At 32.9% G+C, this 20,675-nt stretch carries 27 protein-coding genes; 26 read left to right on the forward strand and 1 reads right to left on the reverse strand.

The genetic code is table 11. From position 1 onward, the window contains the following. The 21 genes from rplE to ctlX all read left to right on the forward strand — a co-directional run bounded on the left by rplE (position 1) and on the right by ctlX (position 14,329). A complete protein-coding gene (gene rplE, locus ACZ0AH_RS03540) occupies positions 1-552 on the forward strand; it encodes a 50S ribosomal protein L5 (protein ID WP_007803652.1) in 552 nt (183 codons plus the stop codon). Positions 553-555: 3 nt separating this feature from the next. Further along, positions 556-825 carry a 30S ribosomal protein S14 gene (rpsN, locus tag ACZ0AH_RS03545; RefSeq protein ID WP_007803655.1) on the forward strand — a complete coding sequence of 90 codons (270 nt, stop codon included), beginning with the start codon at positions 556-558 and terminating at the stop codon, positions 823-825. Between the two features lie 104 nt (positions 826-929). Then, a complete protein-coding gene (rpsH, locus tag ACZ0AH_RS03550; protein WP_017495014.1) occupies positions 930-1,328 on the forward strand; it encodes a 30S ribosomal protein S8 in 399 nt (132 codons plus the stop codon). An 18-nt stretch (positions 1,329-1,346) separates the two neighbouring features. Further along, complete coding sequence (gene rplF / locus ACZ0AH_RS03555) at positions 1,347-1,889, forward strand: 50S ribosomal protein L6 (protein ID WP_056245959.1); 543 nt, start codon at positions 1,347-1,349, stop codon at positions 1,887-1,889. Between the two features lie 11 nt (positions 1,890-1,900). Then, positions 1,901-2,251 (forward strand): 50S ribosomal protein L18, encoded by a 351-nt coding sequence (rplR, locus tag ACZ0AH_RS03560; RefSeq protein WP_042565878.1) that lies wholly within the window; start codon positions 1,901-1,903, stop codon positions 2,249-2,251. 3 nt (positions 2,252-2,254) lie between these two features. Next, complete coding sequence (gene rpsE / locus ACZ0AH_RS03565) at positions 2,255-2,779, forward strand: 30S ribosomal protein S5 (RefSeq protein WP_085950926.1); 525 nt, start codon at positions 2,255-2,257, stop codon at positions 2,777-2,779. A 12-nt stretch (positions 2,780-2,791) separates the two neighbouring features. Next, on the forward strand, positions 2,792-2,974 hold the full coding sequence (gene rpmD / locus ACZ0AH_RS03570; protein ID WP_017495010.1) for a 50S ribosomal protein L30: 183 nt from the start codon (positions 2,792-2,794) through the stop codon (positions 2,972-2,974). An 11-nt stretch (positions 2,975-2,985) separates the two neighbouring features. Continuing rightward, positions 2,986-3,438, forward strand: coding sequence for a 50S ribosomal protein L15 (gene rplO, locus ACZ0AH_RS03575; RefSeq protein ID WP_017495009.1), 453 nt, complete (start codon positions 2,986-2,988; stop codon positions 3,436-3,438). A gap of 13 nt (positions 3,439-3,451) precedes the next feature. Beyond that, positions 3,452-4,798, forward strand: a complete 1,347-nt coding sequence (secY, locus tag ACZ0AH_RS03580) for a preprotein translocase subunit SecY (RefSeq protein ID WP_068843790.1) — start codon at positions 3,452-3,454, stop codon at positions 4,796-4,798. 7 nt (positions 4,799-4,805) lie between these two features. Further along, positions 4,806-5,021 (forward strand): translation initiation factor IF-1, encoded by a 216-nt coding sequence (infA, locus tag ACZ0AH_RS03585; protein ID WP_007136545.1) that lies wholly within the window; start codon positions 4,806-4,808, stop codon positions 5,019-5,021. A gap of 12 nt (positions 5,022-5,033) precedes the next feature. Next, positions 5,034-5,150: a type B 50S ribosomal protein L36 gene (ykgO, locus tag ACZ0AH_RS03590; protein ID WP_072945378.1), complete on the forward strand. Its 117-nt coding sequence runs from the start codon at positions 5,034-5,036 to the stop codon at positions 5,148-5,150. Positions 5,151-5,152: 2 nt separating this feature from the next. Then, positions 5,153-5,527, forward strand: coding sequence for a 30S ribosomal protein S13 (gene rpsM / locus ACZ0AH_RS03595; RefSeq protein WP_007803675.1), 375 nt, complete (start codon positions 5,153-5,155; stop codon positions 5,525-5,527). Between the two features lie 8 nt (positions 5,528-5,535). Continuing rightward, entirely contained in the window at positions 5,536-5,919 is a 384-nt protein-coding gene (rpsK, locus tag ACZ0AH_RS03600; protein ID WP_007803677.1) for a 30S ribosomal protein S11, read from the forward strand. Between the two features lie 89 nt (positions 5,920-6,008). After that, positions 6,009-6,614 carry a 30S ribosomal protein S4 gene (gene rpsD, locus ACZ0AH_RS03605; RefSeq protein ID WP_026982953.1) on the forward strand — a complete coding sequence of 202 codons (606 nt, stop codon included), beginning with the start codon at positions 6,009-6,011 and terminating at the stop codon, positions 6,612-6,614. 21 nt (positions 6,615-6,635) lie between these two features. Next, complete coding sequence (locus ACZ0AH_RS03610) at positions 6,636-7,628, forward strand: DNA-directed RNA polymerase subunit alpha (protein ID WP_026109818.1); 993 nt, start codon at positions 6,636-6,638, stop codon at positions 7,626-7,628. A gap of 36 nt (positions 7,629-7,664) precedes the next feature. Next, entirely contained in the window at positions 7,665-8,156 is a 492-nt protein-coding gene (gene rplQ / locus ACZ0AH_RS03615) for a 50S ribosomal protein L17 (RefSeq protein ID WP_031456031.1), read from the forward strand. A 248-nt stretch (positions 8,157-8,404) separates the two neighbouring features. Beyond that, positions 8,405-9,523, forward strand: coding sequence for a glutamine-hydrolyzing carbamoyl-phosphate synthase small subunit (gene carA, locus ACZ0AH_RS03620; RefSeq protein ID WP_463474489.1), 1,119 nt, complete (start codon positions 8,405-8,407; stop codon positions 9,521-9,523). Positions 9,524-9,623: 100 nt separating this feature from the next. Then, complete coding sequence (gene eno / locus ACZ0AH_RS03625; RefSeq protein WP_463474490.1) at positions 9,624-10,916, forward strand: phosphopyruvate hydratase; 1,293 nt, start codon at positions 9,624-9,626, stop codon at positions 10,914-10,916. Positions 10,917-11,071: 155 nt separating this feature from the next. Continuing rightward, positions 11,072-12,349, forward strand: coding sequence for a citrate synthase (locus ACZ0AH_RS03630; RefSeq protein WP_463474491.1), 1,278 nt, complete (start codon positions 11,072-11,074; stop codon positions 12,347-12,349). Positions 12,350-12,414: 65 nt separating this feature from the next. After that, on the forward strand, positions 12,415-13,329 hold the full coding sequence (locus ACZ0AH_RS03635; protein WP_463474492.1) for a dimethylarginine dimethylaminohydrolase family protein: 915 nt from the start codon (positions 12,415-12,417) through the stop codon (positions 13,327-13,329). Positions 13,330-13,393: 64 nt separating this feature from the next. Then, complete coding sequence (ctlX, locus tag ACZ0AH_RS03640) at positions 13,394-14,329, forward strand: citrulline utilization hydrolase CtlX (protein ID WP_463474493.1); 936 nt, start codon at positions 13,394-13,396, stop codon at positions 14,327-14,329. Positions 14,330-14,400: 71 nt separating this feature from the next. Here ctlX and ACZ0AH_RS03645 read toward each other — a convergent pair whose 3' ends face one another. After that, positions 14,401-15,030, reverse strand: coding sequence for a MarC family NAAT transporter (locus tag ACZ0AH_RS03645; protein ID WP_463474494.1), 630 nt, complete (start codon positions 15,028-15,030; stop codon positions 14,401-14,403). A 152-nt stretch (positions 15,031-15,182) separates the two neighbouring features. Here ACZ0AH_RS03645 and ACZ0AH_RS03650 point away from each other — a divergent pair, with 152 nt between their 5' ends. The 5 genes from ACZ0AH_RS03650 (at position 15,183) to ACZ0AH_RS03670 (ending at position 20,659) form a co-directional block, all read left to right on the forward strand. Further along, positions 15,183-15,548, forward strand: coding sequence for a CoA-binding protein (locus ACZ0AH_RS03650; protein WP_463474495.1), 366 nt, complete (start codon positions 15,183-15,185; stop codon positions 15,546-15,548). Positions 15,549-15,722: 174 nt separating this feature from the next. Further along, positions 15,723-16,343, forward strand: coding sequence for a recombination mediator RecR (gene recR, locus ACZ0AH_RS03655; protein WP_463474496.1), 621 nt, complete (start codon positions 15,723-15,725; stop codon positions 16,341-16,343). A gap of 71 nt (positions 16,344-16,414) precedes the next feature. Beyond that, positions 16,415-17,203: a polysaccharide biosynthesis/export family protein gene (locus ACZ0AH_RS03660; RefSeq protein WP_463474497.1), complete on the forward strand. Its 789-nt coding sequence runs from the start codon at positions 16,415-16,417 to the stop codon at positions 17,201-17,203. 15 nt (positions 17,204-17,218) lie between these two features. Continuing rightward, positions 17,219-19,666: a polysaccharide biosynthesis tyrosine autokinase gene (locus ACZ0AH_RS03665; protein WP_463474498.1), complete on the forward strand. Its 2,448-nt coding sequence runs from the start codon at positions 17,219-17,221 to the stop codon at positions 19,664-19,666. A gap of 9 nt (positions 19,667-19,675) precedes the next feature. Next, on the forward strand, positions 19,676-20,659 hold the full coding sequence (locus tag ACZ0AH_RS03670) for an SDR family oxidoreductase (RefSeq protein WP_463474499.1): 984 nt from the start codon (positions 19,676-19,678) through the stop codon (positions 20,657-20,659). Positions 20,660-20,675 lie beyond the last annotated feature (16 nt).

Here is a 20,675-nt window from a genome sequence, read left to right on the forward strand (position 1 = left end):
ATGGCATATACACCTAGACTAAAAGAAGAATATAAGAGTAGAGTAATCTCTGCTCTTAAAGAGGAATTCGGATATACAAACGTAATGCAAGTTCCAAAACTTGAAAAAATCGTTTTGAGCCGTGGAGTTGGTGCAGCTGTATCTGATAAAAAACTTATTGACTATGCAGTTGATGAGTTAACAAAGATCACTGGACAAAAAGCAGTATCTACAATTTCAAAGAAAGACGTTGCGTCATTCAAATTGAGAAAAGGGATGCCTATTGGAGCAAAAGTTACTTTACGTGGTGAAAGAATGTATGAGTTTTTAGATAGACTTGTAACTTCTGCTTTACCACGCGTTAGAGATTTTAGTGGTATCAAAGCTACTGGTTTCGACGGAAGAGGTAACTACAATCTTGGAGTTTTAGAGCAAATCATTTTCCCGGAAATTGATATTGACAAAGTAAATAAAATTTCAGGAATGGATATTACATTTGTTACTACTGCAAAAACAGACAAGGAAGCAAAGTCATTATTGGCTGAATTAGGATTACCTTTTAAAAAGAATTAAGACATGGCTAAAGAATCAATGAAAGCCCGCGAGGTTAAGAGAGAAAAAACGGTAGCAAAGTATGCTGAGAAAAGAAAAGCTTTGAAAGAAGCTGGAGATTTTGAAGGTTTACAAAAATTACCTAAAAATGCTTCACCAGTTCGTTTGCACAATCGTTGCAAATTAACAGGTAGACCAAGAGGGTATATCCGTCAATTCGGTATTTCACGTGTAACTTTTCGTGAAATGGCTAACAATGGGTTAATTCCAGGTGTTAAAAAAGCATCTTGGTAATCTCGCAATAAGTTACTACTTTTGCAAACCAAAAAATAATTTTAATTGATTAAAGGTTCGGGAGGCGAGTGCCTCCCGAAAACCATAGTCGCAATCAAATACATATGTATACAGATCCTATTGCAGATTATTTGACTAGAGTTCGTAACGCTGTGGCTGCAAACCACAAAGTTGTTGAAATTCCAGCTTCTAATCTAAAAAAAGAAATAACTAAGATCTTATTTGATCAAGGTTATATCTTGAGTTACAAATTTGAAGACAACTCTGTACAGGGTTCAATCAAAATCGCTTTAAAGTATGATAAAGATACTAAAGAGCCTGTAATTAAAGATATCCAAAGAATTAGTAAACCTGGTTTACGTAAATATGCAGGTGCTGCCAAATTACCAAGAATCCTTAACGGATTAGGAATTGCAATTGTTTCAACTTCAAAGGGTCTTATGACTGGAAAACAAGCGAAACAATTAAATGTAGGTGGTGAAGTAATTTGTTACGTATACTAATTTTAAAGACTAAATAAGATGTCAAGAATAGGTAAAAGCCCAATTGTAATTGCTGCTGGAGTAACTGTAGAAGTTAAAGACGGTATCGTTACGGTAAAAGGAAAAAAAGGTCAACTAACTCAGGAGTTTTCGGACATTACTGTAAAAGTTGAAGGCGATCAGGTTCTATTAGAAAGATCGTCTGATCATAAAGACCAAAGAGCAAAACACGGATTATACAGATCATTAATCAATAATATGATAATTGGTGTATCTGAAGGTTTTACAAAAGAACTTGAATTAGTTGGAGTTGGTTATAGAGCTTCAAACCAAGGTCAAAAGTTAGATTTAGCTCTTGGATATTCTCACAATATTGTTTTAGAAATTGCTCCTGAAGTAGTTTTAGAAACAATATCTGAAAAAGGTAAAAACCCTATCGTAAAATTAACATCATTTGATAAACAACTTTTAGGCCAGGTTGCTGCGAAAATCAGAGGTTTCCGTAAGCCAGAGCCGTACAAAGGAAAAGGTGTTAAATTTGTGGGTGAAGTATTAAGAAGAAAAGCAGGTAAATCAGCTTAAAAAATAAGATTATGTCATTAACAAAATCTGATAGAAGACAGAGAATTAGATTCAGAATTAGAAAATCGATTAGTGGTACTGCTACTAACCCAAGACTATCTGTATTTAGAAGTAACAAAGAAATTTACGCTCAACTTATTGATGACGTAAATGGAGTTACTTTATTAGCTGCATCTTCAAGAGAAAAAGAAATAGGAAAAGGTACTAACGTTGAAATCGCTGCTGCTGTTGGAAAATTAGTTGCTGAGAAAGCGTTAAAAGCTGGGATTGATACAATCACTTTTGATAGAGGTGGTTATTTATATCACGGTCGTATTAAATCATTAGCAGAAGGCGCAAGAGCGGCTGGACTTAAATTCTAATATATTATGTCTAAATACAAAAATGTAGAATTGGTAAAACCAAGTGGTCTTGAACTTAAAGATCGTCTGGTAAGTGTTAATCGTGTTACTAAAGTTACAAAGGGTGGTAGAGCTTTTGGTTTTTCTGCTATTGTAGTTGTAGGTGATGAAAACGGAGTAGTTGGTCACGGATTAGGAAAATCTAAAGACGTTTCTGAAGCAATTGCGAAAGCAGTAGAAGATGCTAAGAAAAATTTAGTAAAAATTCCTTTGAACGGACAATCTGTTCCTCACGAACAAAAAGGTAAATTTGGTGGTGCACGTGTATTCTTAATTCCTGCTTCTCATGGTACAGGAGTTATTGCTGGTGGAGCTGTTCGTTCAGTTCTTGAATCAGTAGGTATTCACGATGTATTATCTAAATCTCAAGGATCATCAAATCCTCATAACGTAGTGAAAGCAACTTTTGATGCTTTATTACAAATGAGAAGCGCTCATACTGTTGCAAAACAAAGAGGTGTTTCTTTAGAAAAAGTTTTTAAAGGTTAATTCAAGGAAATTATGGCTAAATTATTAGTAAAACAAGTAAGAAGCAAAATCAACTGCCCTCTTTCTCAAAAAAGAGGTTTGGAAGCTTTAGGTCTACGTAAAATGGGACAAGTTGTAGAGCATGATTCAAATCCTGCAATCCTTGGGATGATAAACAAAGTTAAACACTTAGTTTCTGTCGAAGAAGCTAAATAACAAATACTGTTATGAATTTAAGTAACTTACAACCAGCTGAAGGGTCAACACACAATCAAAATAAAAGATTAGGTAGAGGAGAAGGTTCTGGAAAAGGTGGTACTTCTGCAAGAGGTCACAAAGGAGCAAAATCTCGTTCTGGTTATTCTAAAAAGATTGGTTTTGAAGGAGGGCAAATGCCACTTCAAAGACGTGTGCCTAAGTTTGGTTTCACAAACATCAATCGTAAAGAATACGAAGGTGTTAATTTAGATACGCTTCAATTATTAGTAGACAATGGTGTGATTACTGATTCTGTTTCAATGACAGATTTCGTAGCAAATCGTCTAGCTACCAAAAATGAAATCGTTAAGATTTTAGGTAGAGGAGAATTGAAAGCAAAATTAAAAGTAACTGCCCACAAATTTACTGCTACTGCAAAAGCTGCTATTGAAGCTGCTGGTGGAGAAGCTGTAACTATATAACTTATCTATTAAGATGAAGAAATTTATTGAATCAATAAGTAATGTTTGGAAAATCGAAGAACTGAAAAACAGAATCTTAATTACATTAGGATTGCTTTTAGTATATCGTTTTGGTGCACATGTAACGCTGCCTGGAATTGACGCAACTCAATTAACAGGTTTAGCGGGACAAACTAAAAATGGTTTAGGATCTATCCTAGACATGTTTACAGGAGGTGCTTTCTCTAAAGCTTCAGTTTTTGCTTTAGGTATTATGCCTTATATTTCTGCATCTATTGTTGTTCAGTTAATGGGAATTGCTATTCCTTATTTACAAAAACTTCAAAACGATGGAGAGAGTGGTAGAAAAAAGATTAATCAAATCACTCGTTGGTTGACTATAGCTATTACACTGGTTCAAGGTCCAACTTATATTTATAATTTATACAGAACGTTACCTGGAAGTGCATTCTTACTAGGCTTTAATTCACCTGAATTTTTGTTTTCGTCTGTTATCATCTTAGTTACTGGTACTATTTTTGCTATGTGGCTTGGAGAAAAAATTACAGATAAAGGTATTGGAAATGGAATTTCATTATTGATTATGGTTGGTATTTTGGCTAGATTACCTCAAGCATTCATGCAAGAGTTTTCTTCTAGAGTTACCAATAACAATGGTGGTCCAATGTTATTAGTTATTGAAATTATTGTGTGGTTATTAGTTATCATTTCTTGTGTATTGCTTACAATGGCAGTACGTAGAATCCCGGTTCAATACGCTCGTCGTACTACAACTGGAGATTACGAACAAGATTTGGCAGGTGGTAATAGACAATGGATTCCTCTTAAGCTTAATGCTTCAGGAGTAATGCCAATCATTTTTGCTCAGGCAATTATGTTTATTCCTGCTGCTGTTGCAGGGTTGTCTAAATCAGATACATCACAATCTATTGTTGGTGCGTTTAGTAATATGTTTGGATTTTGGTATAATTTTGTTTTTGCAACTTTAATTATTGTATTTACATTTTTCTATACTGCAATCACAGTACCTACTAACAAGATGGCCGATGATTTAAAAAGAAGCGGTGGTTTTATTCCTGGCGTTCGTCCAGGAGCTGAAACTTCAGACTTTCTTGATAAAGTGATGTCTTTAATAACTTTCCCAGGATCTTTATTCCTTGCTTTGATTGCTGTGTTCCCAGCCATTGTTGTAAGTATTATGGATGTACAACAATCTTGGGCAATGTTTTTTGGAGGTACCTCATTAATAATTATGGTTGGAGTTGCGATAGATACTATTCAGCAAATCAATTCATACTTGTTAAACAAACATTATGATGGTTTAATGAAGACTGGTAAAAATAGAAAAGCGGTAGCTTAATATATTTATGGCAAAACAATCAGCAATAGAACAAGACGGATCAATCATTGAAGCATTATCAAATGCGATGTTCCGTGTAGAGTTAGAAAATGGACATATTGTAATTGCTCATATTTCTGGTAAGATGCGTATGCATTACATCAAGTTATTACCTGGTGATAAAGTGAAACTAGAAATGAGTCCTTATGATTTGTCAAAAGCAAGAATTACTTATCGATATTAAAGGATATTCACTATGAAAGTTAGAGCATCAGTAAAAAAGAGAAGTCCCGAGTGCATCATTGTGCGTAGAAAAGGGAGATTGTACGTAATAAACAAAAAGAATCCTAGATTTAAACAAAGACAAGGATAATTATGGCAAGAATAGCAGGGGTAGATATCCCAAAAAATAAAAGAGGTGTTATAGCACTTACCTATATCTTTGGATTAGGAAGAAGTAGAGCTATTGAGATTTTAGAAAAAGCTCAAGTTAGCCAAGATAAAAAAGTTCAAGATTGGAATGATGATGAGATCGGAGCAATTCGTGATGCTGTTTCATTTTACAAAATTGAAGGAGAATTGCGTTCTGAAGTTTCTTTGAACATCAAACGTTTAATGGATATTGGTTGTTACAGAGGTATCCGTCATAGATCTGGTCTTCCGTTAAGAGGGCAAAGAACTAAAAACAACTCTAGAACAAGAAAAGGTAAAAGAAAAACTGTTGCTAACAAGAAAAAAGCAACTAAATAATAAGTAATATGGCTAAAGCAACTGCAAAAAAACGTAAAGTTATCGTTGAATCAACGGGTGAAGCTCATATTTCTGCCACTTTCAACAACATTATCATTTCTTTGACTAATAAGAAAGGTGAAGTTATTTCTTGGTCTTCAGCTGGTAAGATGGGTTTCAGAGGTTCTAAAAAGAATACTCCGTACGCAGCTCAAATGGCAGCAGAAGATTGTAGTAAAGTAGCTCTTGAGGCAGGACTTAAAAAAGTAAAAGTTTATGTAAAAGGACCAGGAAACGGACGTGAGTCTGCTATTCGTTCTATTCATAACGGTGGAATTGAAGTTACAGAGATTATCGATGTTACTCCAATGCCTCACAACGGATGTCGTCCTCCTAAAAGACGTAGAGTTTAATACTCAAAAATTATAGTATAACCTAGATTGAAAATAGATTATCGAAGGATAAGACCTGAATTCATAATCTCAATCTTAAACAATTTAAAATGGCAAGATATACTGGTCCAAAAACTAGAATTGCTCGTAAATTTGGCGAAGCAATCTTCGGAGATGATAAATCTTTCGAAAAAAGAAATTACCCACCTGGACAACACGGGATGGCTAAAAAAAGAGGTAAAAAATCTGAGTACGCTGTTCAGTTAATGGAAAAGCAAAAAGCTAAATATTCTTACGGAATTTTAGAAAAACAATTCAGAAATTTATTCAAAAAAGCATCAGCTACTAAAGGTGTTACTGGTGAAGTTCTTTTACAATTATGTGAAGCAAGATTAGATAACGTTGTTTTTAGAATGGGTATCGCTCCTTCTAGAAGAGGGGCTAGACAATTAGTTTCTCACAGACACGTTACTGTAAATGGTGAAGTTGTAAATATTGCTTCCTACCACCTTAAACCTGGTGATAAAGTTGCAGTTCGTGAAAAATCTAAATCTTTAGAAGCTATCGAACGTTCTTTATCAAATTCAAGTCATGTTTATGAATGGATTACCTGGAACAATGATCTTAAAGAAGGAACTTTCGTTTCTGTACCTGCAAGACTTCAAATTCCAGAAAACATTAAAGAACAATTAATCGTAGAGTTGTACAACAAATAATAATTGACTTAGTCGAAATTTATGGCAATATTTAATTTTCAAAAGCCCGATAAAGTTATCATGATCGATTCAACCGATTTTGAAGGTAAATTCGAATTTAGACCTTTAGAACCTGGTTATGGATTGACAGTTGGTAATGCACTTAGAAGAGTTTTGCTTTCAGCATTAGAAGGTTATGCAATTACATCTGTTCGTATCGAAGGTGTAGATCATGAGTTTTCTACTATTTCAGGTGTTGTTGAAGATGTTACCGAAATTATCCTTAATCTAAAACAAGTGCGTTTCAAACGTCAAATTGAAGATATAGATAATGAAGCAGTTACAATTTCTGTTTCTGGTAAAGATCAATTAACAGCAGGTGATTTTCAAAAATTTATCTCAGGTTTTCAAGTTCTGAACCCAGACCTTGTTATCTGTAATTTAGATTCTAAAATCAAATTGAACTTCGATTTAACAATCGAAAAAGGTAGAGGATATGTTCCTGCTGAGGAGAACAAAAAACAGAACGCTGCAATTGGTACCATTTTTACAGACTCTATTTTTACTCCGGTAAAAAATGTAAAATATGCAATTGAAAACTTCCGTGTTGAGCAAAAAACAGATTACGAAAAATTAGTTTTTGAAATTAAAACTGATGGATCTATTAATCCTAAAGATGCTCTTACTGAAGCTGCTAAAGTTTTAATTCACCACTTCATGTTATTTTCTGACGAAAGAATTACACTCGAGGCTGACGAAATTGCACAAACAGAATCGTATGATGAAGAGTCATTGCATATGAGACAATTGCTTAAAACTAAGCTTGTTGATATGGATTTATCTGTGAGAGCATTAAATTGCTTGAAAGCGGCTGAAGTTGATACACTTGGTGATTTAGTATCGTTCAATAAAAATGACCTAATGAAATTCCGTAATTTTGGTAAAAAATCTTTAACTGAGCTAGATGAACTTGTAGCTGTTAAAAATTTAACTTTCGGAATGGACTTAGCTAAATACAAATTAGATAAAGAATAATTCAATCCGCCATGGCGGATTAAATTTAAAATAGCAATGAGACACGGAAAAAAATTCAATCACTTAAGCAGACAGACTGGACATAGAAAAGCTATGTTAGCTAATATGGCTTGTTCTCTTATTGAGCACAAACGTATTAACACTACTGTTGCTAAGGCTAAAGCGCTTAAACAATTCGTTGAGCCTTTAATCACAAAATCAAAAGAAGATACGACTCACAACCGTCGTATTGTTTTTGCTTACTTACGTAGTAAATATGCCGTAACTGACTTGTTCAGAGACGTAGCTGCTAAAGTTGGTGACCGTCCAGGTGGATACACTCGTATCATTAAAGTTGGAAATCGTTTGGGAGATAATGCTGATATGGCAATGATCGAACTTGTAGATTTCAATGAACTTTACAATGGAGGTAAAAAAGAAGTTAAAAAAGCAAAAAGCCGTCGTGGTGGTAAAGCTAAAAAAGCTGAGGAGACTACTCCAGAAGCTCCTGCTGCTGAATCAGAAACGACTACTGAAGCTTCTGAATAATTATGAAAGTAATGATTCTATAGAAATCAAGGATAAACTAATTTTTAGTTTATCCTTTTTTTTTGATTTTTTTTAAAACAGAATAAAATTTAACTTATTTCAATCAACAGGTTTTATTTTTATGAATGAAATTTTTAAAAAATCTTGGAAGCACTCTTTTAAAGAAGTAAATTTGCAAAATATCTAATTACAAATGAAACACGCTTTGCTGGTTTTATAAGACGATTAAAAACAATACAAATTAAAGAATGAAATACACAACACGACAAAGCGCCATTTTATTACTAAGTGATGGAACTATTTTTCATGGAAAATCTATCGGAATTAGCGGTAAGACTTTTGGTGAAGTTTGTTTTAATACTGGAATGACTGGATATCAGGAGATTTTTACAGATCCTTCTTATTTTGGTCAAATATTAGTGGCTACTAATGCACATATTGGAAATTATGGTGTTAATGATCTGGAAATAGAATCTGACAGTGTTAAAATTGCCGGTTTGGTTTGTAAAAACTTCAGTTTTAATTATTCCCGTGAAGATGCTTCAGGAAGTTTAGAGGATTATTTTACGAAACAAAATTTAATCTGTATTTCTGATGTTGATACTCGTGCATTAGTGAGTTATATCCGTGACAACGGAGCTATGAACGCTGTTATCTGTACTGATGGAACTTCAGTTGAAGATTTGAAAAAAGAATTAGCAAATGTTCCGAACATGGAAGGCTTAGAGTTGGCTTCAAAAGTATCAACTACTGAACCTTATTTTTTTGGAGATGAAAATGCTACTTATAAAATCTCTGCATTAGATCTTGGAATCAAAAAGAATATCTTACGTAATCTTGCAAAAAGGGATTGTTATATTAAAGTTTTTCCATATAATTCAACTTATAAAGATTTGACTGAATTTAATCCTGATGGATATTTCTTGTCAAATGGTCCTGGAGATCCGGATCCGTTATTTGGTGCCATACAAGTTGCTAAGGAAATTATTGCAGATGATAAGCCATTATTCGGAATTTGTTTAGGGCATCAGATTATAGCTTTGGCTAATGGCGTTAAAACTTATAAAATGTTCGGAGGTCATCGCGGAATCAATCATCCTGTAAAAAATATCATTACTGGTAAAGGCGAAATTACTTCTCAAAATCATGGTTTTGCTGTAAAAAGAGAAGCTTTAGATGGCCATCCGGAATTGGAAATCACACACGTACATCTAAATGATGACACAGTTGCCGGTATGAGAATGAAAAATAAGAATTGTTTTTCAGTACAATACCACCCGGAAGCAAGTCCTGGACCACATGATTCATCTTATTTGTTCGATCAGTTTGTTGAGAATATAAAACTAGCTGCTGCTAAAACGATATAGTTAATAAATAAAGGTGTTTAATAGTAAGAATGCATTTTTTCTATTAAATATTTTTATAATTTCGAAAAAAAATATAATTTATTAATAAAAAACAAAAATAATGAGTATTATAATTAAAGTTCACGCAAGACAAATTTTTGATTCTAGAGGTAATCCTACTATTGAAGTTGATGTAGTAACTGAAAATGGAGTTTTAGGAAGAGCTGCTGTTCCATCTGGAGCTTCAACTGGAGAACACGAGGCTGTTGAATTACGTGACGGAGGAAAAGCGTTCTTAGGAAAAGGAGTTTTGAATGCAGTGAATAATGTAAATACTGTTATTGCTGAAGAATTAGTTGGAACTTCTGTTTTTGAACAAAATACAATTGATCAATTAATGATTGATTTAGACGGAACACCAAACAAATCTAAATTAGGAGCAAATGCTATTTTAGGAGTTTCTTTGGCTGCGGCAAAAGCTGCTGCAAACGAACTTGGATTGCCATTATACAGATATGTAGGTGGAGTTTCGGCTAATACATTGCCAGTTCCAATGATGAATATCATCAATGGTGGTTCTCACTCTGATGCGCCGATTGCATTTCAGGAATTTATGATTTTCCCTGTAAAGGCAACTTCATTTACACATGCTATGCAAATGGGAACTGAAATTTTTCACAGTTTGAAAAAAGTATTACATGACAGAGGTTTAAGTACTGCTGTAGGTGACGAAGGTGGTTTTGCACCAAACTTAGCTGGTGGTACTGAAGATGCTTTGGATACTATTAAACTTGCGGTTGAAAAAGCAGGATATACTTTTGGTGACGAAATTATGATAGCTCTTGACTGTGCAGCTTCTGAATTTTATGTAAACGGTAAATACGATTATACTAAATTTGAAGGTGAAACCGGTAAAATCAGAACTTCTGAAGAACAAGCTGATTATTTAGCTGAACTTGCTGCTAAATATCCAATTATTTCTATCGAAGATGGTATGTACGAAGATGACTGGGATGGATGGAAATACTTAACTGAAAAAATTGGACACAAAGTTCAATTAGTTGGTGATGATTTATTTGTTACTAATGTTGAGCGTTTGTCAACTGGAATCGAAAAAGGAATTGCAAATTCAATTTTAGTAAAAGTAAACCAAATTGGTACCTTAACTGAAACTATTGCAGCTGTAAATATGGCTAAAAATGCAGGTTATACTTCAGTAATGTCTCACCGTTCAGGAGAAACAGAAGATAATACTATTGCTGATTTAGCTGTTGCTTTAAACTGTGGTCAAATTAAAACAGGTTCTGCTTCTCGTTCTGACCGTATGACAAAATACAATCAATTATTAAGAATTGAAGAAGAGTTAGGAAGTACTGCATATTTTCCTGGATTAAACGCTTTCAAGATCAAATAACGGTAACGTTATATATAGATTTAAACCATCCATTTCTTAATGGATGGTTTTTTTTTGGAGTTTTAACAAATTCATAGCAGTATTCTTTTTTTAATTAGTCTTAAATTCCTTAGATTTGATAAATTATTATTTTAAAGATTTATTTCCGATATATTATGTCAAAAATAGCTACATTAGAAGTAGATGGTCAAAAAATTGAACTTCCGGTAATCACAGGAAGCGAAAATGAATCAGCTATCGATATTAACAAATTACGTGATTTAACTGGTATTATTACAATTGACCCGGGATATAAGAATTCTGGATCTTGTAAAAGTGAAATCACTTTCTTAGACGGAGAATTAGGAATTTTACGTTACAGAGGATACTCAATCGAAGATTTAGCTGAAAAAGCTAGTTTTCTTGAAGTATCTTATCTTTTGATTTTTGGAGAATTGCCTACCTCTCAACAGTTAGAGCAATTCGAAACTGATATTAAAAAACATACTTTGGTAAACGAAGAAATGAAAAATATCATCGACGGTTTTCCAAAAACAGCTCACCCAATGGGCGTTTTATCTGCTTTGACAAGTGCTTTAACGGCATTTAACCCTAAAGCAGTAAACGTTGAAAATGAAAAAGAAATGTATGAAGCTATTTGTAAAACAATGGCTAAATTTCTGGTTATTGCTACTTGGACATACAGAAAAACAATGGGTTATCCATTAAATTATTACGATAATACAAAAGGATATGTAGAGAACTTTATGCAATTAATGTTTCAATTGCCTACAGGACCTTACAAAGCAAATCCAATTGTTATCGATGCATTAGATAAATTATTTATTCTTCATGCAGATCACGAACAAAACTGTTCTACTTCGACAGTAAGAATGGTTGGTTCATCTCATGCTGGTTTATTTGCTTCAATCTCTGCAGGAGTTTCTGCACTTTGGGGACCTCTTCATGGTGGTGCAAATCAAGCAGTTCTTGAAATGCTGGAAGAAATTAATAAAGACGGTGGAGATACAGATAAATTTTTGGCAAAAGCTAAAGATAAAAATGATCCTTTCCGTTTAATGGGATTTGGTCACAGAGTTTATAAAAACTTTGATCCAAGAGCAAAAATTATTAAAAAAGCAGCTAAAGAAGTTTTAGACACTTTAGGAGTAGATGATCCGATTTTAGAAATTGCTAAAAAATTAGAATCAGCAGCTTTAGAAGATGATTATTTCAAATCAAGAAACTTATACCCAAATGTTGATTTCTACTCTGGAATTATTTACAGAGCATTAGGAATTCCAACAGATATGTTTACAGTAATGTTTGCTATTGGCAGATTACCAGGTTGGATTGCGCAATGGAAAGAAATGCGTGAAAACAAAGAACCAATTGGAAGACCAAGACAAATTTATACAGGGCATCCCTTGAGAGACTTTAAGTCTAACAAATAAATAACTTTAAAAGCTTCACTTAACTGTGAAGCTTTTTTTATATTTGCCCAAAATCTAATACTATTATGTTGCAATTAAATATAAAGAACGAAACGTCAAGATTACGTGCAGTAGTTTTGGGTTCTGCTGTTCATAATGGGCCAACTCCATCCTTAGAGGAAGCTTATGATCCTAAATCTTTGGAACATATTAAAGCAGGAACATATCCTCTCGAAAAAGATATGATTGTTGAAATGGATGCTTTTAATGCTGTTTTTCAAAAATATCATGTAAAGGTTTATCGTCCTGAAATGATCGAAAATTACAATCAGATTTTTGCCCGAGATATAGGTTTTATAATTGATGATACTTTTGTGAAATCTAATATTCTGCCGGACAGAGAACGTGAATTGGATGCCATTCAATACGTAATCGATCAGATCAATCCGCTTAAAGTAGTGCGTCCTCCGGAAGAAGTTCATATTGAAGGCGGAGATGTTATGCTTTGGAATGACCATATATTTATCGGAACATATAAAGGAAGTGATTATAAGGATTATATCACTGCGCGTACAAATATGCACGGTGTAAATTATATCAAAGAATTGTTTCCGAATAAAATTGTCAAAGAATTTGATTTGGTAAAATCGAAATTGGAAGCCCGTGATAATGCCTTGCATTTGGATTGCTGTTTTCAGCCTGTTGGAAAAGATAAGGGAATAATTTATAAAAGAGGTTTTCGTGAAGAAGCAGATTATTTGTATCTGGTAAATCTTTTTGGGAAAGAAAATCTATTTCATATCGAAAGAAATGAAATGTATAACATGTTTTCAAATGTATTTTCAATAGATGAAAATGTAGTAGTTTCAGAAAAAAACTTTACCCGACTTAATAATTGGCTTCGTGCAAATGGTTTTACAGTAGAAGAAATTCCGTATGCTGAAATTGCGAAACAAGAAGGTTTGTTGAGATGTTCAACTTTACCATTAATTAGAGACTAAAAATAAGTTTCAGGTTTTAGGTTTCAGTTCATGCAACTTTAAACCTGAAAAAAAAACATAGATTATGAAACAAACGACAAATGCAATCGTAATGATTCGGCCAGTTGCTTTCAGAATGAATGAGCAGACTGCTGTAAATAATTATTATCAAAAAGTTTTAGACGGACTTTTGCCAAGTACTGTTAATGCTAAAGCACAGCAAGAATTTGATACTTTCGTTGAAAAGTTAAGAGCAGTTGGAGTTGATGTTACAGTTATTGATGATACTTTAGAGACAGATACTCCGGATAGTATTTTCCCGAACAACTGGGTATCTTTTCATGAAAATGGAGATGTAGCTCTTTATCCAATGTTTGCAGAGAACCGTCGTCAGGAACGTCGCGAAGATATTTTGGATACTCTTGAGGAAAAAGGTTTTGAGATTGCCAATATAATGGATTATACATCTGCTGAAGAAGATGGCTTTTTTCTGGAAGGAACAGGAAGTCTGCTTTTAGACCGGGCAAATGCCAAAGCGTATTGTGCTTTATCGCCTCGTGCAGATGAAGAATTGTTTATCGAATTCTGTGAGGATTTTGATTATGCTCCGGTTATTTTTGAAGCTTTCCAAACTGTTGATAGAGAACGTAAACTGATTTATCACACCAATGTAATGATGTGTCTGGGTGAAACTTTCGCCGTTATTTGTGCGGATTGTATCGATGATAAGAAAGAACGCAAAATGGTTTTGGACAATTTAAAAGCCGATAAAAAAGAAATTATTCTAATAACAGAAGCTCAGGTTAATAATTTTGCGGGTAATATGTTAGAAGTTCGAGGTGCAAATGATAAGAAATATATCGTTATGAGTGCATCTGCACATCAGAGTTTAACTCCGAAACAAATTGCACAATTAGAAAATCATGCAGAAATTTTAAGTTCAAGCCTTGATACAATTGAAGCTTGTGGCGGCGGAAGTGCAAGATGCATGATGGCTGAAGTATTTTTGCCAAGAAACTAAAAAACATTTTTAAACATAAAAAAGGGATAAAGCATTTAAGTTTTATCCCTTTTTATTTCAAGAAAAATAATTTACATCAAATTTCCTTTTACAATATTGATGATTGAACTTACAATATATTGTATTCCAATAGAGATAACAATAAAGCCAACAATTCTGGAAATCGCTACAATTCCCGAAGCGCCTAATATTCGGGCTAAATAATGAGCACTTTTTAAAATTGCAAAAATTGCAACTGCAATAGCTAAAATGGCCAAAGAAGAAATTATAACCTCTTCCATTCTGTGATGTTCTTGATAAAAAGCAATTAGTAAGGAAATTGATCCAGGTCCTGCCAACATCGGAATCGCTAAAGGAGTCAGAGCAATATCATTTCTTTGCTGTGCTTCGTTTTCAATCTTTTTATTGATTCCGCGTTTTTTATTGAATTTCCCTGAAAGTAATGAAAATCCAGAATTTACGATTACAATTCCGCCCGCAATTCGGAGCGCATCAATACTAATTCCGAAAAAACTTAGTACATATTGTCCAATAAAGAAGGAAACAATCAAAATTATAAAAACATTTATGGCAGTCCATAAAGAAATTCTGGAACGTTCTTTTTGAGAGTCATCTTGTGTTAGTCCTACGAAAATAGGAACAGTCCCAATTGGGTTTAATACTGAAAAAAGAGCAGCAAATAAGTAAATGAATAAATCCATATTGTTTGGTTTGTAAAGTAAAAATAGTCAATTTTTAATATTACATGGCATATTCGTGTTAGGATATTGTTTTTTATTGCTGTTAATTCTAAATGAATAACCTAAACTAACTTCGTTCTTTTTTGATTACTTTTGTAGAATATTTTAAAATAATGAAAAATAAAAAAACATTAGTTCTTGGTGCTACTACAAAACCAGAACGTTACGCTTTTAGAGCCATTAATATGTTAGTTCAAAAAGGGCATACAGTTTTAGCAATAGGTCAAAATACGGGTGAAGTTGCAGGTGTAAAAATACAGACAAAAGCTATTCCTGTAAAAAATATAGATACAATTACTTTATACCTGAATCCTGCTCGTCAGCGCGATTATTATAATTATATTATTGAAGCGCAGCCCAAAAGAGTAGTTTTTAATCCCGGAACCGAAAATCCTGAGTTGTATCAGTTATTAGAACTTAATAATATTAAGGCAGAAGTTGCTTGTACATTAGTTTTATTAGCGACTAATCAATATTAATTTTTTTTAGAAGCTATTTCCAGCTGTCCGTTATATCTTTTGTGGCGAACCCCGCCACAAAAGGATATCACTCCAATCTGGGCTAGAAAATCACATATAATTATATTTCAAGTAAATATTGATTTTAGTTGGTTCAAAGCCTGCTAAATCATTAAAAATGTTACTTTTGTCGTCATGGAATTTTCATCAAAATTAATAGAGAAAGCCGTCAACGAAATGTCTCAATTACCAGGAATAGGTAAGCGTACGGCATTGCGATTGGTACTGCATCTATTAAAACAACCCAAAGAACAAACTGGTTTTTTATCAGATGCATTATTGAAAATGCGTGCAGATATAAAGTTTTGCGAGAGTTGCCATAATATTTCAGATACAAAAGTTTGCCAAATCTGTGCTAATTCGGTAAGAAACCATCAGGTAATATGTGTAGTAGAAGATATTCGGGATGTAATGGCTATTGAAAATACAGGTCAGTACAAAGGAATTTATCATGTTTTAGGTGGGAAAATTTCTCCAATTGAAGGTGTTGGCCCAAGCCAGTTAAATATTTCAAGTTTAGTAGAAAAAGTGAAATCAGGAAAAGTAATTGAAATTATTTTTGCCTTAAGTTCTACTATGGAAGGCGATACGACGAATTTTTATATCTACAAACAAATTGCCGAATCAGAAATTGTAATTTCTACAATAGCAAGAGGAATATCTGTTGGTGACGAATTGGAATATGCAGATGAAATTACACTTGGAAGAAGCATTTTGCATCGGGTTCCATTCGAAAAAACATTCAAAAATAATTAAATCAACCCCAAATAAAACATAGATTTCCTGAAGATTAAAGGAAAACCTATATTTGCGATAAAATTTTAATAATGACAAAAAGAAGCTTTTATATACTACTATTAATTAGTACGTTATTTACATCTTGTATTCCTGTAAAAGATTTATGGTATTTGCAGGATAAAAACACTTCGACAGAACAAAATACTGTTTCTGCAGTAGAATCTAAGCCTTACAGATTGCAATCAAAAGATGTTTTAAGTATTAGTATAAAAGCAATAGATCCTAAATTAGTTTCGATTTTTAATACAACTGAAAGCGGTGTAACGGGAAAATCTGAATCGGCTTTGTATTTTGATGGGTTTACGGTTGATGATCATGGAAATATCAGAATGCCAATTTTAGGCGAAATAAACGTTATAGGATACACTCTTGAAGAAGTCCGAATTAAAATTGAAAAAAAATTACTCGAAGAATATTTTAAAAGCGAAGCCAATATTTTTGTTACCGTAAAATTAGCCGGTTTTAGATATACTATAAATGGCGAAGTAGGAAGTACAGGAACAAAAACATTATTTCAAGAACATGTAAATGTAATGGAAGCAATTGCAAATTCTGGTGATATTACAACTGTTGGAGACAGAAAAACTGTTACAATAATTCGTCAGACTCCTACAGGAGTGCAAATGAACAATATTGATCTTACAGACATTAATGTAATGAAATCTCCGTATTACTATTTACAACCCAATGACTATATTTATGTAAAGCCATTGAGGCAAAAAACTTGGGGAACAGGTACAACAGGTATTCAGTCCATAGGTACTATTATTACGCTATTGTCATTGGCAACGACAGTTTATTTGATTATCAAAAATTAAAACTAAACTCAAAAGATGTTAGATATTAAAGATTTTTCCATTTTTGAAAATCATTCAAGTTTTGATTTTAAAGGATTTTTGTTGAAAATTGCCAGTTATTGGAAATGGTTTTTAGCTAGTTTGATAATTGCATTTACAATTGCATATCAGGTAAATATTCGTAAGGAGAAAATTTACGCAATGCAAACAATGATTTCTATTAAAGAAGAAAGCAATCCGTTTTTTACTTCTAATACGAGTCTTGTTTTTAATTGGGGAGGAATTTCTGATCAGGTAAATGGCATTTCTACTATATTACAATCCCGATCACATAATGAATTAGTTGTAGGTAAACTACAGTATTATATTGATTATCTTGAACAAGGCAAATACAATTTGGTTGATGCATATGGTGCAGTTCCTTTTTATGTGAATATTGACAAGACAAAAGGGCAACTTGCAAATACTTTAATCAGCATCAAATTTTTAAGTGAAAACGAATATCAAATCCAAATTCCATTTGAAAACAATTCTGTTTCATTAATCACTTATTATGATAATTCATATAGTAATACTTCAGTTAAGCCAGTAGAATTTGCACAGAAATACAAAGTTGGCGAGCAAGTGTCACTCCCTTTTTTAAACTGGAAATTACAAATAAATGACAATCCTGGTTTTTATAAAGGAAAAGAGTATTTTGTAAAATTCAATGATTTTGACGGAACAGTTTCTCGCTATAAAGGAATTAATGTAGACAGTGATAAAGGAGGGGGATCTTTATTAACATTAAGTATGCAGGGTACAAACAAAGCCAGAATGGTAGAGTATTTAAATGCGACGGTTAGAATGTTGATTAAAATTCAGCTTGACGGAAAAAATCAATTTGCAACAAATACGATAAGATTTATTGATAGTACTTTAGTTGCAATGGAAGGTCAATTGAAGCAAACCGGAAATGAATTAAAATCTTTTAGAAAAGATAAAAATATTTATGAAATAGAAGGAGGAGGAGCGAAAGTTTCAGATAAAATAATGGATTTTGATGTTCAGAAAGATCAGGTCACCAGAAAAATTACATATTATAATTCTCTAAAAGCATATTTAAATAATAGTGTTGATTATTCGAGATTGCCAGCGCCATCTGTTGCAGGAATTGATGATCCAAATATCGTTGCAAACGTATCAAAATTGATTGCACTTTCTACTCAAAGATCTGAAATGGCATATGCTGTCAAAAGCGATAAAATATTTAAGGATTTTGATAACCAAATGCGAGCGGTCAAAAATGTCTTACTTGAGAATATAGCATCTACAAAAGAATCGCTGCTTTATGACTTATCATTGGTTAATGCTAAAATTGGTCAGGCCGAAAGTACTGTTAAAAGATTACCGGAACAACAACAAGAGCTTTTAAAAATTCAAAGAAAATATGATTTAAACGATAATATTTATACTGAATTCCTTCAAAAAAGGAATGAAGCAGAGATTGTAAAAGCATCAAATTTATCAGATATTCATTTTATTGATCCTGCAAAAGATATTGGTGGAGGATTAATTGGACCTAAAACTTCGGTAAATTATGTGCTGGCATTGTTTCTGGGGATATTGATTCCGTTGTTATTTGTTTTTGGAATTTTCTTTATTAATAATTCCATTCAAAATGCAGATGATATTAATAAATTAACTCAAATACCTTTAATTGGTGTAATTGGAGTTAATAAAGATTCTTTAAATTTAGCAGTTTTTGATAAACCAAAATCAGCACTTTCAGAAGCTTTTAGGGGAATTCGTTCTTCGTTGCAGTTTTTATATAAGAAGCAACAAGTAAGTGGTTCAAAAACTTTAATGATTACTTCTTCTATAAGTGGGGAAGGAAAAACATTTTGTTCAATAAATATAGCAACTGTTTTTGCTTTAAGCGAAAAGAAAACAGTCATTGTTGGTTTAGATTTAAGAAAACCAAGATTAGCAGCCGAGTTTAATATACCAAATCAATTAGGTGTAGTGAATTATCTGATTAAACAAAATAGCTTATCTGAAATTATTAATGCAACACAGATTCCAAATCTTGATGTAATCCTTTCAGGACCAATACCTCCAAATCCGTCTGAGTTGATCTTAAGTGAAGCAATGAAGGAATTAATAGATGAATTGAAACAAAAATATGATTATGTTATTCTCGATACTCCACCAGTTGGGTTGGTTTCTGATGCACTAGAATTGGCTCAATATGCAGATGTTACTTTATATATCGTAAGACAGAATTATACTAAAAAAGATATGATAACGTTGTTGAATACGAGAATAAAAAGAGGTGAGCTAAATAATGCAAGTGTTGTTCTTAATGGTTTTGAAAATAAAGCTAAATATGGTTCGGCATATGGTTATGGTTACGGTTATGGAGCTTATTCGAATGGATATCATGATGAAGAGGAACAAGCAGGTTTTTGGAAGTCTTTTTTAGATAAATGGAGAAAAAAATAATTTAGCATAATGAATATATCAACTCAAAATACAATTTTAATTACAGGTGGAGCTGGCTTTATTGGCTCAAATTTGTCTGAATATTTTTTGAGTTCAGGCTATAAAGTGATTTGTTTGGATAATTTTTCTACAGGACATCGTCATAATTTGAAAGATTTTATAGATAATCCTAATTTCAGATTAATTGAAGGTGATATTAGAAATCTTGCTGATTGTATTTTAGCAGTTGAAGGAGTTGATTATGTTTTGCATCAGGCAGCTTTGGGTTCTGTTCCAAGATCTATAAATGACCCAATCACTACAAATGATGTAAATGTTTCCGGGTTTTTAAATATGTTAGTTGCTGCACGCGATGCAAAAGTTAAGCGTTTTATATATGCAGCAAGTTCTTCGACATACGGAGATTCTGAAGGATTGCCAAAAGTTGAAGATGTAATAGGAAAACCACTTTCACCATATGCAATAACAAAGTATGTAAATGAATTATATGCAGAAATTTTTAGTAAAACTTATGGGCTGGAAACCATCGGATTGCGATATTTTAATGTTTTTGGAAGGAAACAAGATCCTAATGGAGCTTATGCCGCTGTAATTCCAAAATTTGTTATGCAATTAATGAATTATGAAAGTCCGATAATTAATGGTGACGGTAATTATTCGAGAGATTTTACTTACATTTGCAATGTAGTCCAAATGAATGAACTTGCAATTAAAACTCAAAATCCAGACGCAATTAATACAGTATATAATACCGCATTCGGTGATCGCAATACATTAAATGATCTAGTGGGATATTTAAAACAATATTTATCTGAATTTGATCCAAAAATTGCAAATGTAAATGTTGTTTATGGTCAAAATCGAGCTGGAGATATTCCGCATTCACTTGCAAGCATTGATAAAGCAAAAACAAAATTAGGATATGATCCTAAATATTCACTACAAGAAGGATTAAAAGAAGCGGTAAGTTGGTATTGGAATAATTTGAAATAAAGAAAAGGATTAAGAT

The organism is Flavobacterium sp. AC105 (assembly GCF_979258495.1).

What these genes read in the sequence shown, in the direction of transcription:
- rplF (WP_056245959.1), top strand. Translation starts at nt 1,347, where the DNA reads ATGTCAAGAATAGGTAAAAGCCCAATTGTAATTGCTGCTGGAGTAACT.
- ctlX (WP_463474493.1), top strand. Translation starts at nt 13,394, where the DNA reads ATGAAACAAACGACAAATGCAATCGTAATGATTCGGCCAGTTGCTTTC.
- ykgO (WP_072945378.1), top strand. Translation starts at nt 5,034, where the DNA reads ATGAAAGTTAGAGCATCAGTAAAAAAGAGAAGTCCCGAGTGCATCATT.
- recR (WP_463474496.1), top strand. Translation starts at nt 15,723, where the DNA reads ATGGAATTTTCATCAAAATTAATAGAGAAAGCCGTCAACGAAATGTCT.
- ACZ0AH_RS03665 (WP_463474498.1), top strand. Translation starts at nt 17,219, where the DNA reads ATGTTAGATATTAAAGATTTTTCCATTTTTGAAAATCATTCAAGTTTT.
- rpsN (WP_007803655.1), top strand. Translation starts at nt 556, where the DNA reads ATGGCTAAAGAATCAATGAAAGCCCGCGAGGTTAAGAGAGAAAAAACG.
- ACZ0AH_RS03610 (WP_026109818.1), top strand. Translation starts at nt 6,636, where the DNA reads ATGGCAATATTTAATTTTCAAAAGCCCGATAAAGTTATCATGATCGAT.
- rpmD (WP_017495010.1), top strand. Translation starts at nt 2,792, where the DNA reads ATGGCTAAATTATTAGTAAAACAAGTAAGAAGCAAAATCAACTGCCCT.
- rplR (WP_042565878.1), top strand. Translation starts at nt 1,901, where the DNA reads ATGTCATTAACAAAATCTGATAGAAGACAGAGAATTAGATTCAGAATT.
- infA (WP_007136545.1), top strand. Translation starts at nt 4,806, where the DNA reads ATGGCAAAACAATCAGCAATAGAACAAGACGGATCAATCATTGAAGCA.
- ACZ0AH_RS03635 (WP_463474492.1), top strand. Translation starts at nt 12,415, where the DNA reads ATGTTGCAATTAAATATAAAGAACGAAACGTCAAGATTACGTGCAGTA.
- rpsD (WP_026982953.1), top strand. Translation starts at nt 6,009, where the DNA reads ATGGCAAGATATACTGGTCCAAAAACTAGAATTGCTCGTAAATTTGGC.
- eno (WP_463474490.1), top strand. Translation starts at nt 9,624, where the DNA reads ATGAGTATTATAATTAAAGTTCACGCAAGACAAATTTTTGATTCTAGA.
- rplO (WP_017495009.1), top strand. Translation starts at nt 2,986, where the DNA reads ATGAATTTAAGTAACTTACAACCAGCTGAAGGGTCAACACACAATCAA.
- rpsH (WP_017495014.1), top strand. Translation starts at nt 930, where the DNA reads ATGTATACAGATCCTATTGCAGATTATTTGACTAGAGTTCGTAACGCT.
- rplQ (WP_031456031.1), top strand. Translation starts at nt 7,665, where the DNA reads ATGAGACACGGAAAAAAATTCAATCACTTAAGCAGACAGACTGGACAT.
- ACZ0AH_RS03650 (WP_463474495.1), top strand. Translation starts at nt 15,183, where the DNA reads ATGAAAAATAAAAAAACATTAGTTCTTGGTGCTACTACAAAACCAGAA.
- rpsK (WP_007803677.1), top strand. Translation starts at nt 5,536, where the DNA reads ATGGCTAAAGCAACTGCAAAAAAACGTAAAGTTATCGTTGAATCAACG.
- ACZ0AH_RS03645 (WP_463474494.1), bottom strand. Translation starts at nt 15,030, where the DNA reads ATGGATTTATTCATTTACTTATTTGCTGCTCTTTTTTCAGTATTAAAC.
- rplE (WP_007803652.1), top strand. Translation starts at nt 1, where the DNA reads ATGGCATATACACCTAGACTAAAAGAAGAATATAAGAGTAGAGTAATC.
- ACZ0AH_RS03630 (WP_463474491.1), top strand. Translation starts at nt 11,072, where the DNA reads ATGTCAAAAATAGCTACATTAGAAGTAGATGGTCAAAAAATTGAACTT.
- rpsM (WP_007803675.1), top strand. Translation starts at nt 5,153, where the DNA reads ATGGCAAGAATAGCAGGGGTAGATATCCCAAAAAATAAAAGAGGTGTT.
- ACZ0AH_RS03670 (WP_463474499.1), top strand. Translation starts at nt 19,676, where the DNA reads ATGAATATATCAACTCAAAATACAATTTTAATTACAGGTGGAGCTGGC.
- secY (WP_068843790.1), top strand. Translation starts at nt 3,452, where the DNA reads ATGAAGAAATTTATTGAATCAATAAGTAATGTTTGGAAAATCGAAGAA.
- ACZ0AH_RS03660 (WP_463474497.1), top strand. Translation starts at nt 16,415, where the DNA reads ATGACAAAAAGAAGCTTTTATATACTACTATTAATTAGTACGTTATTT.
- carA (WP_463474489.1), top strand. Translation starts at nt 8,405, where the DNA reads ATGAAATACACAACACGACAAAGCGCCATTTTATTACTAAGTGATGGA.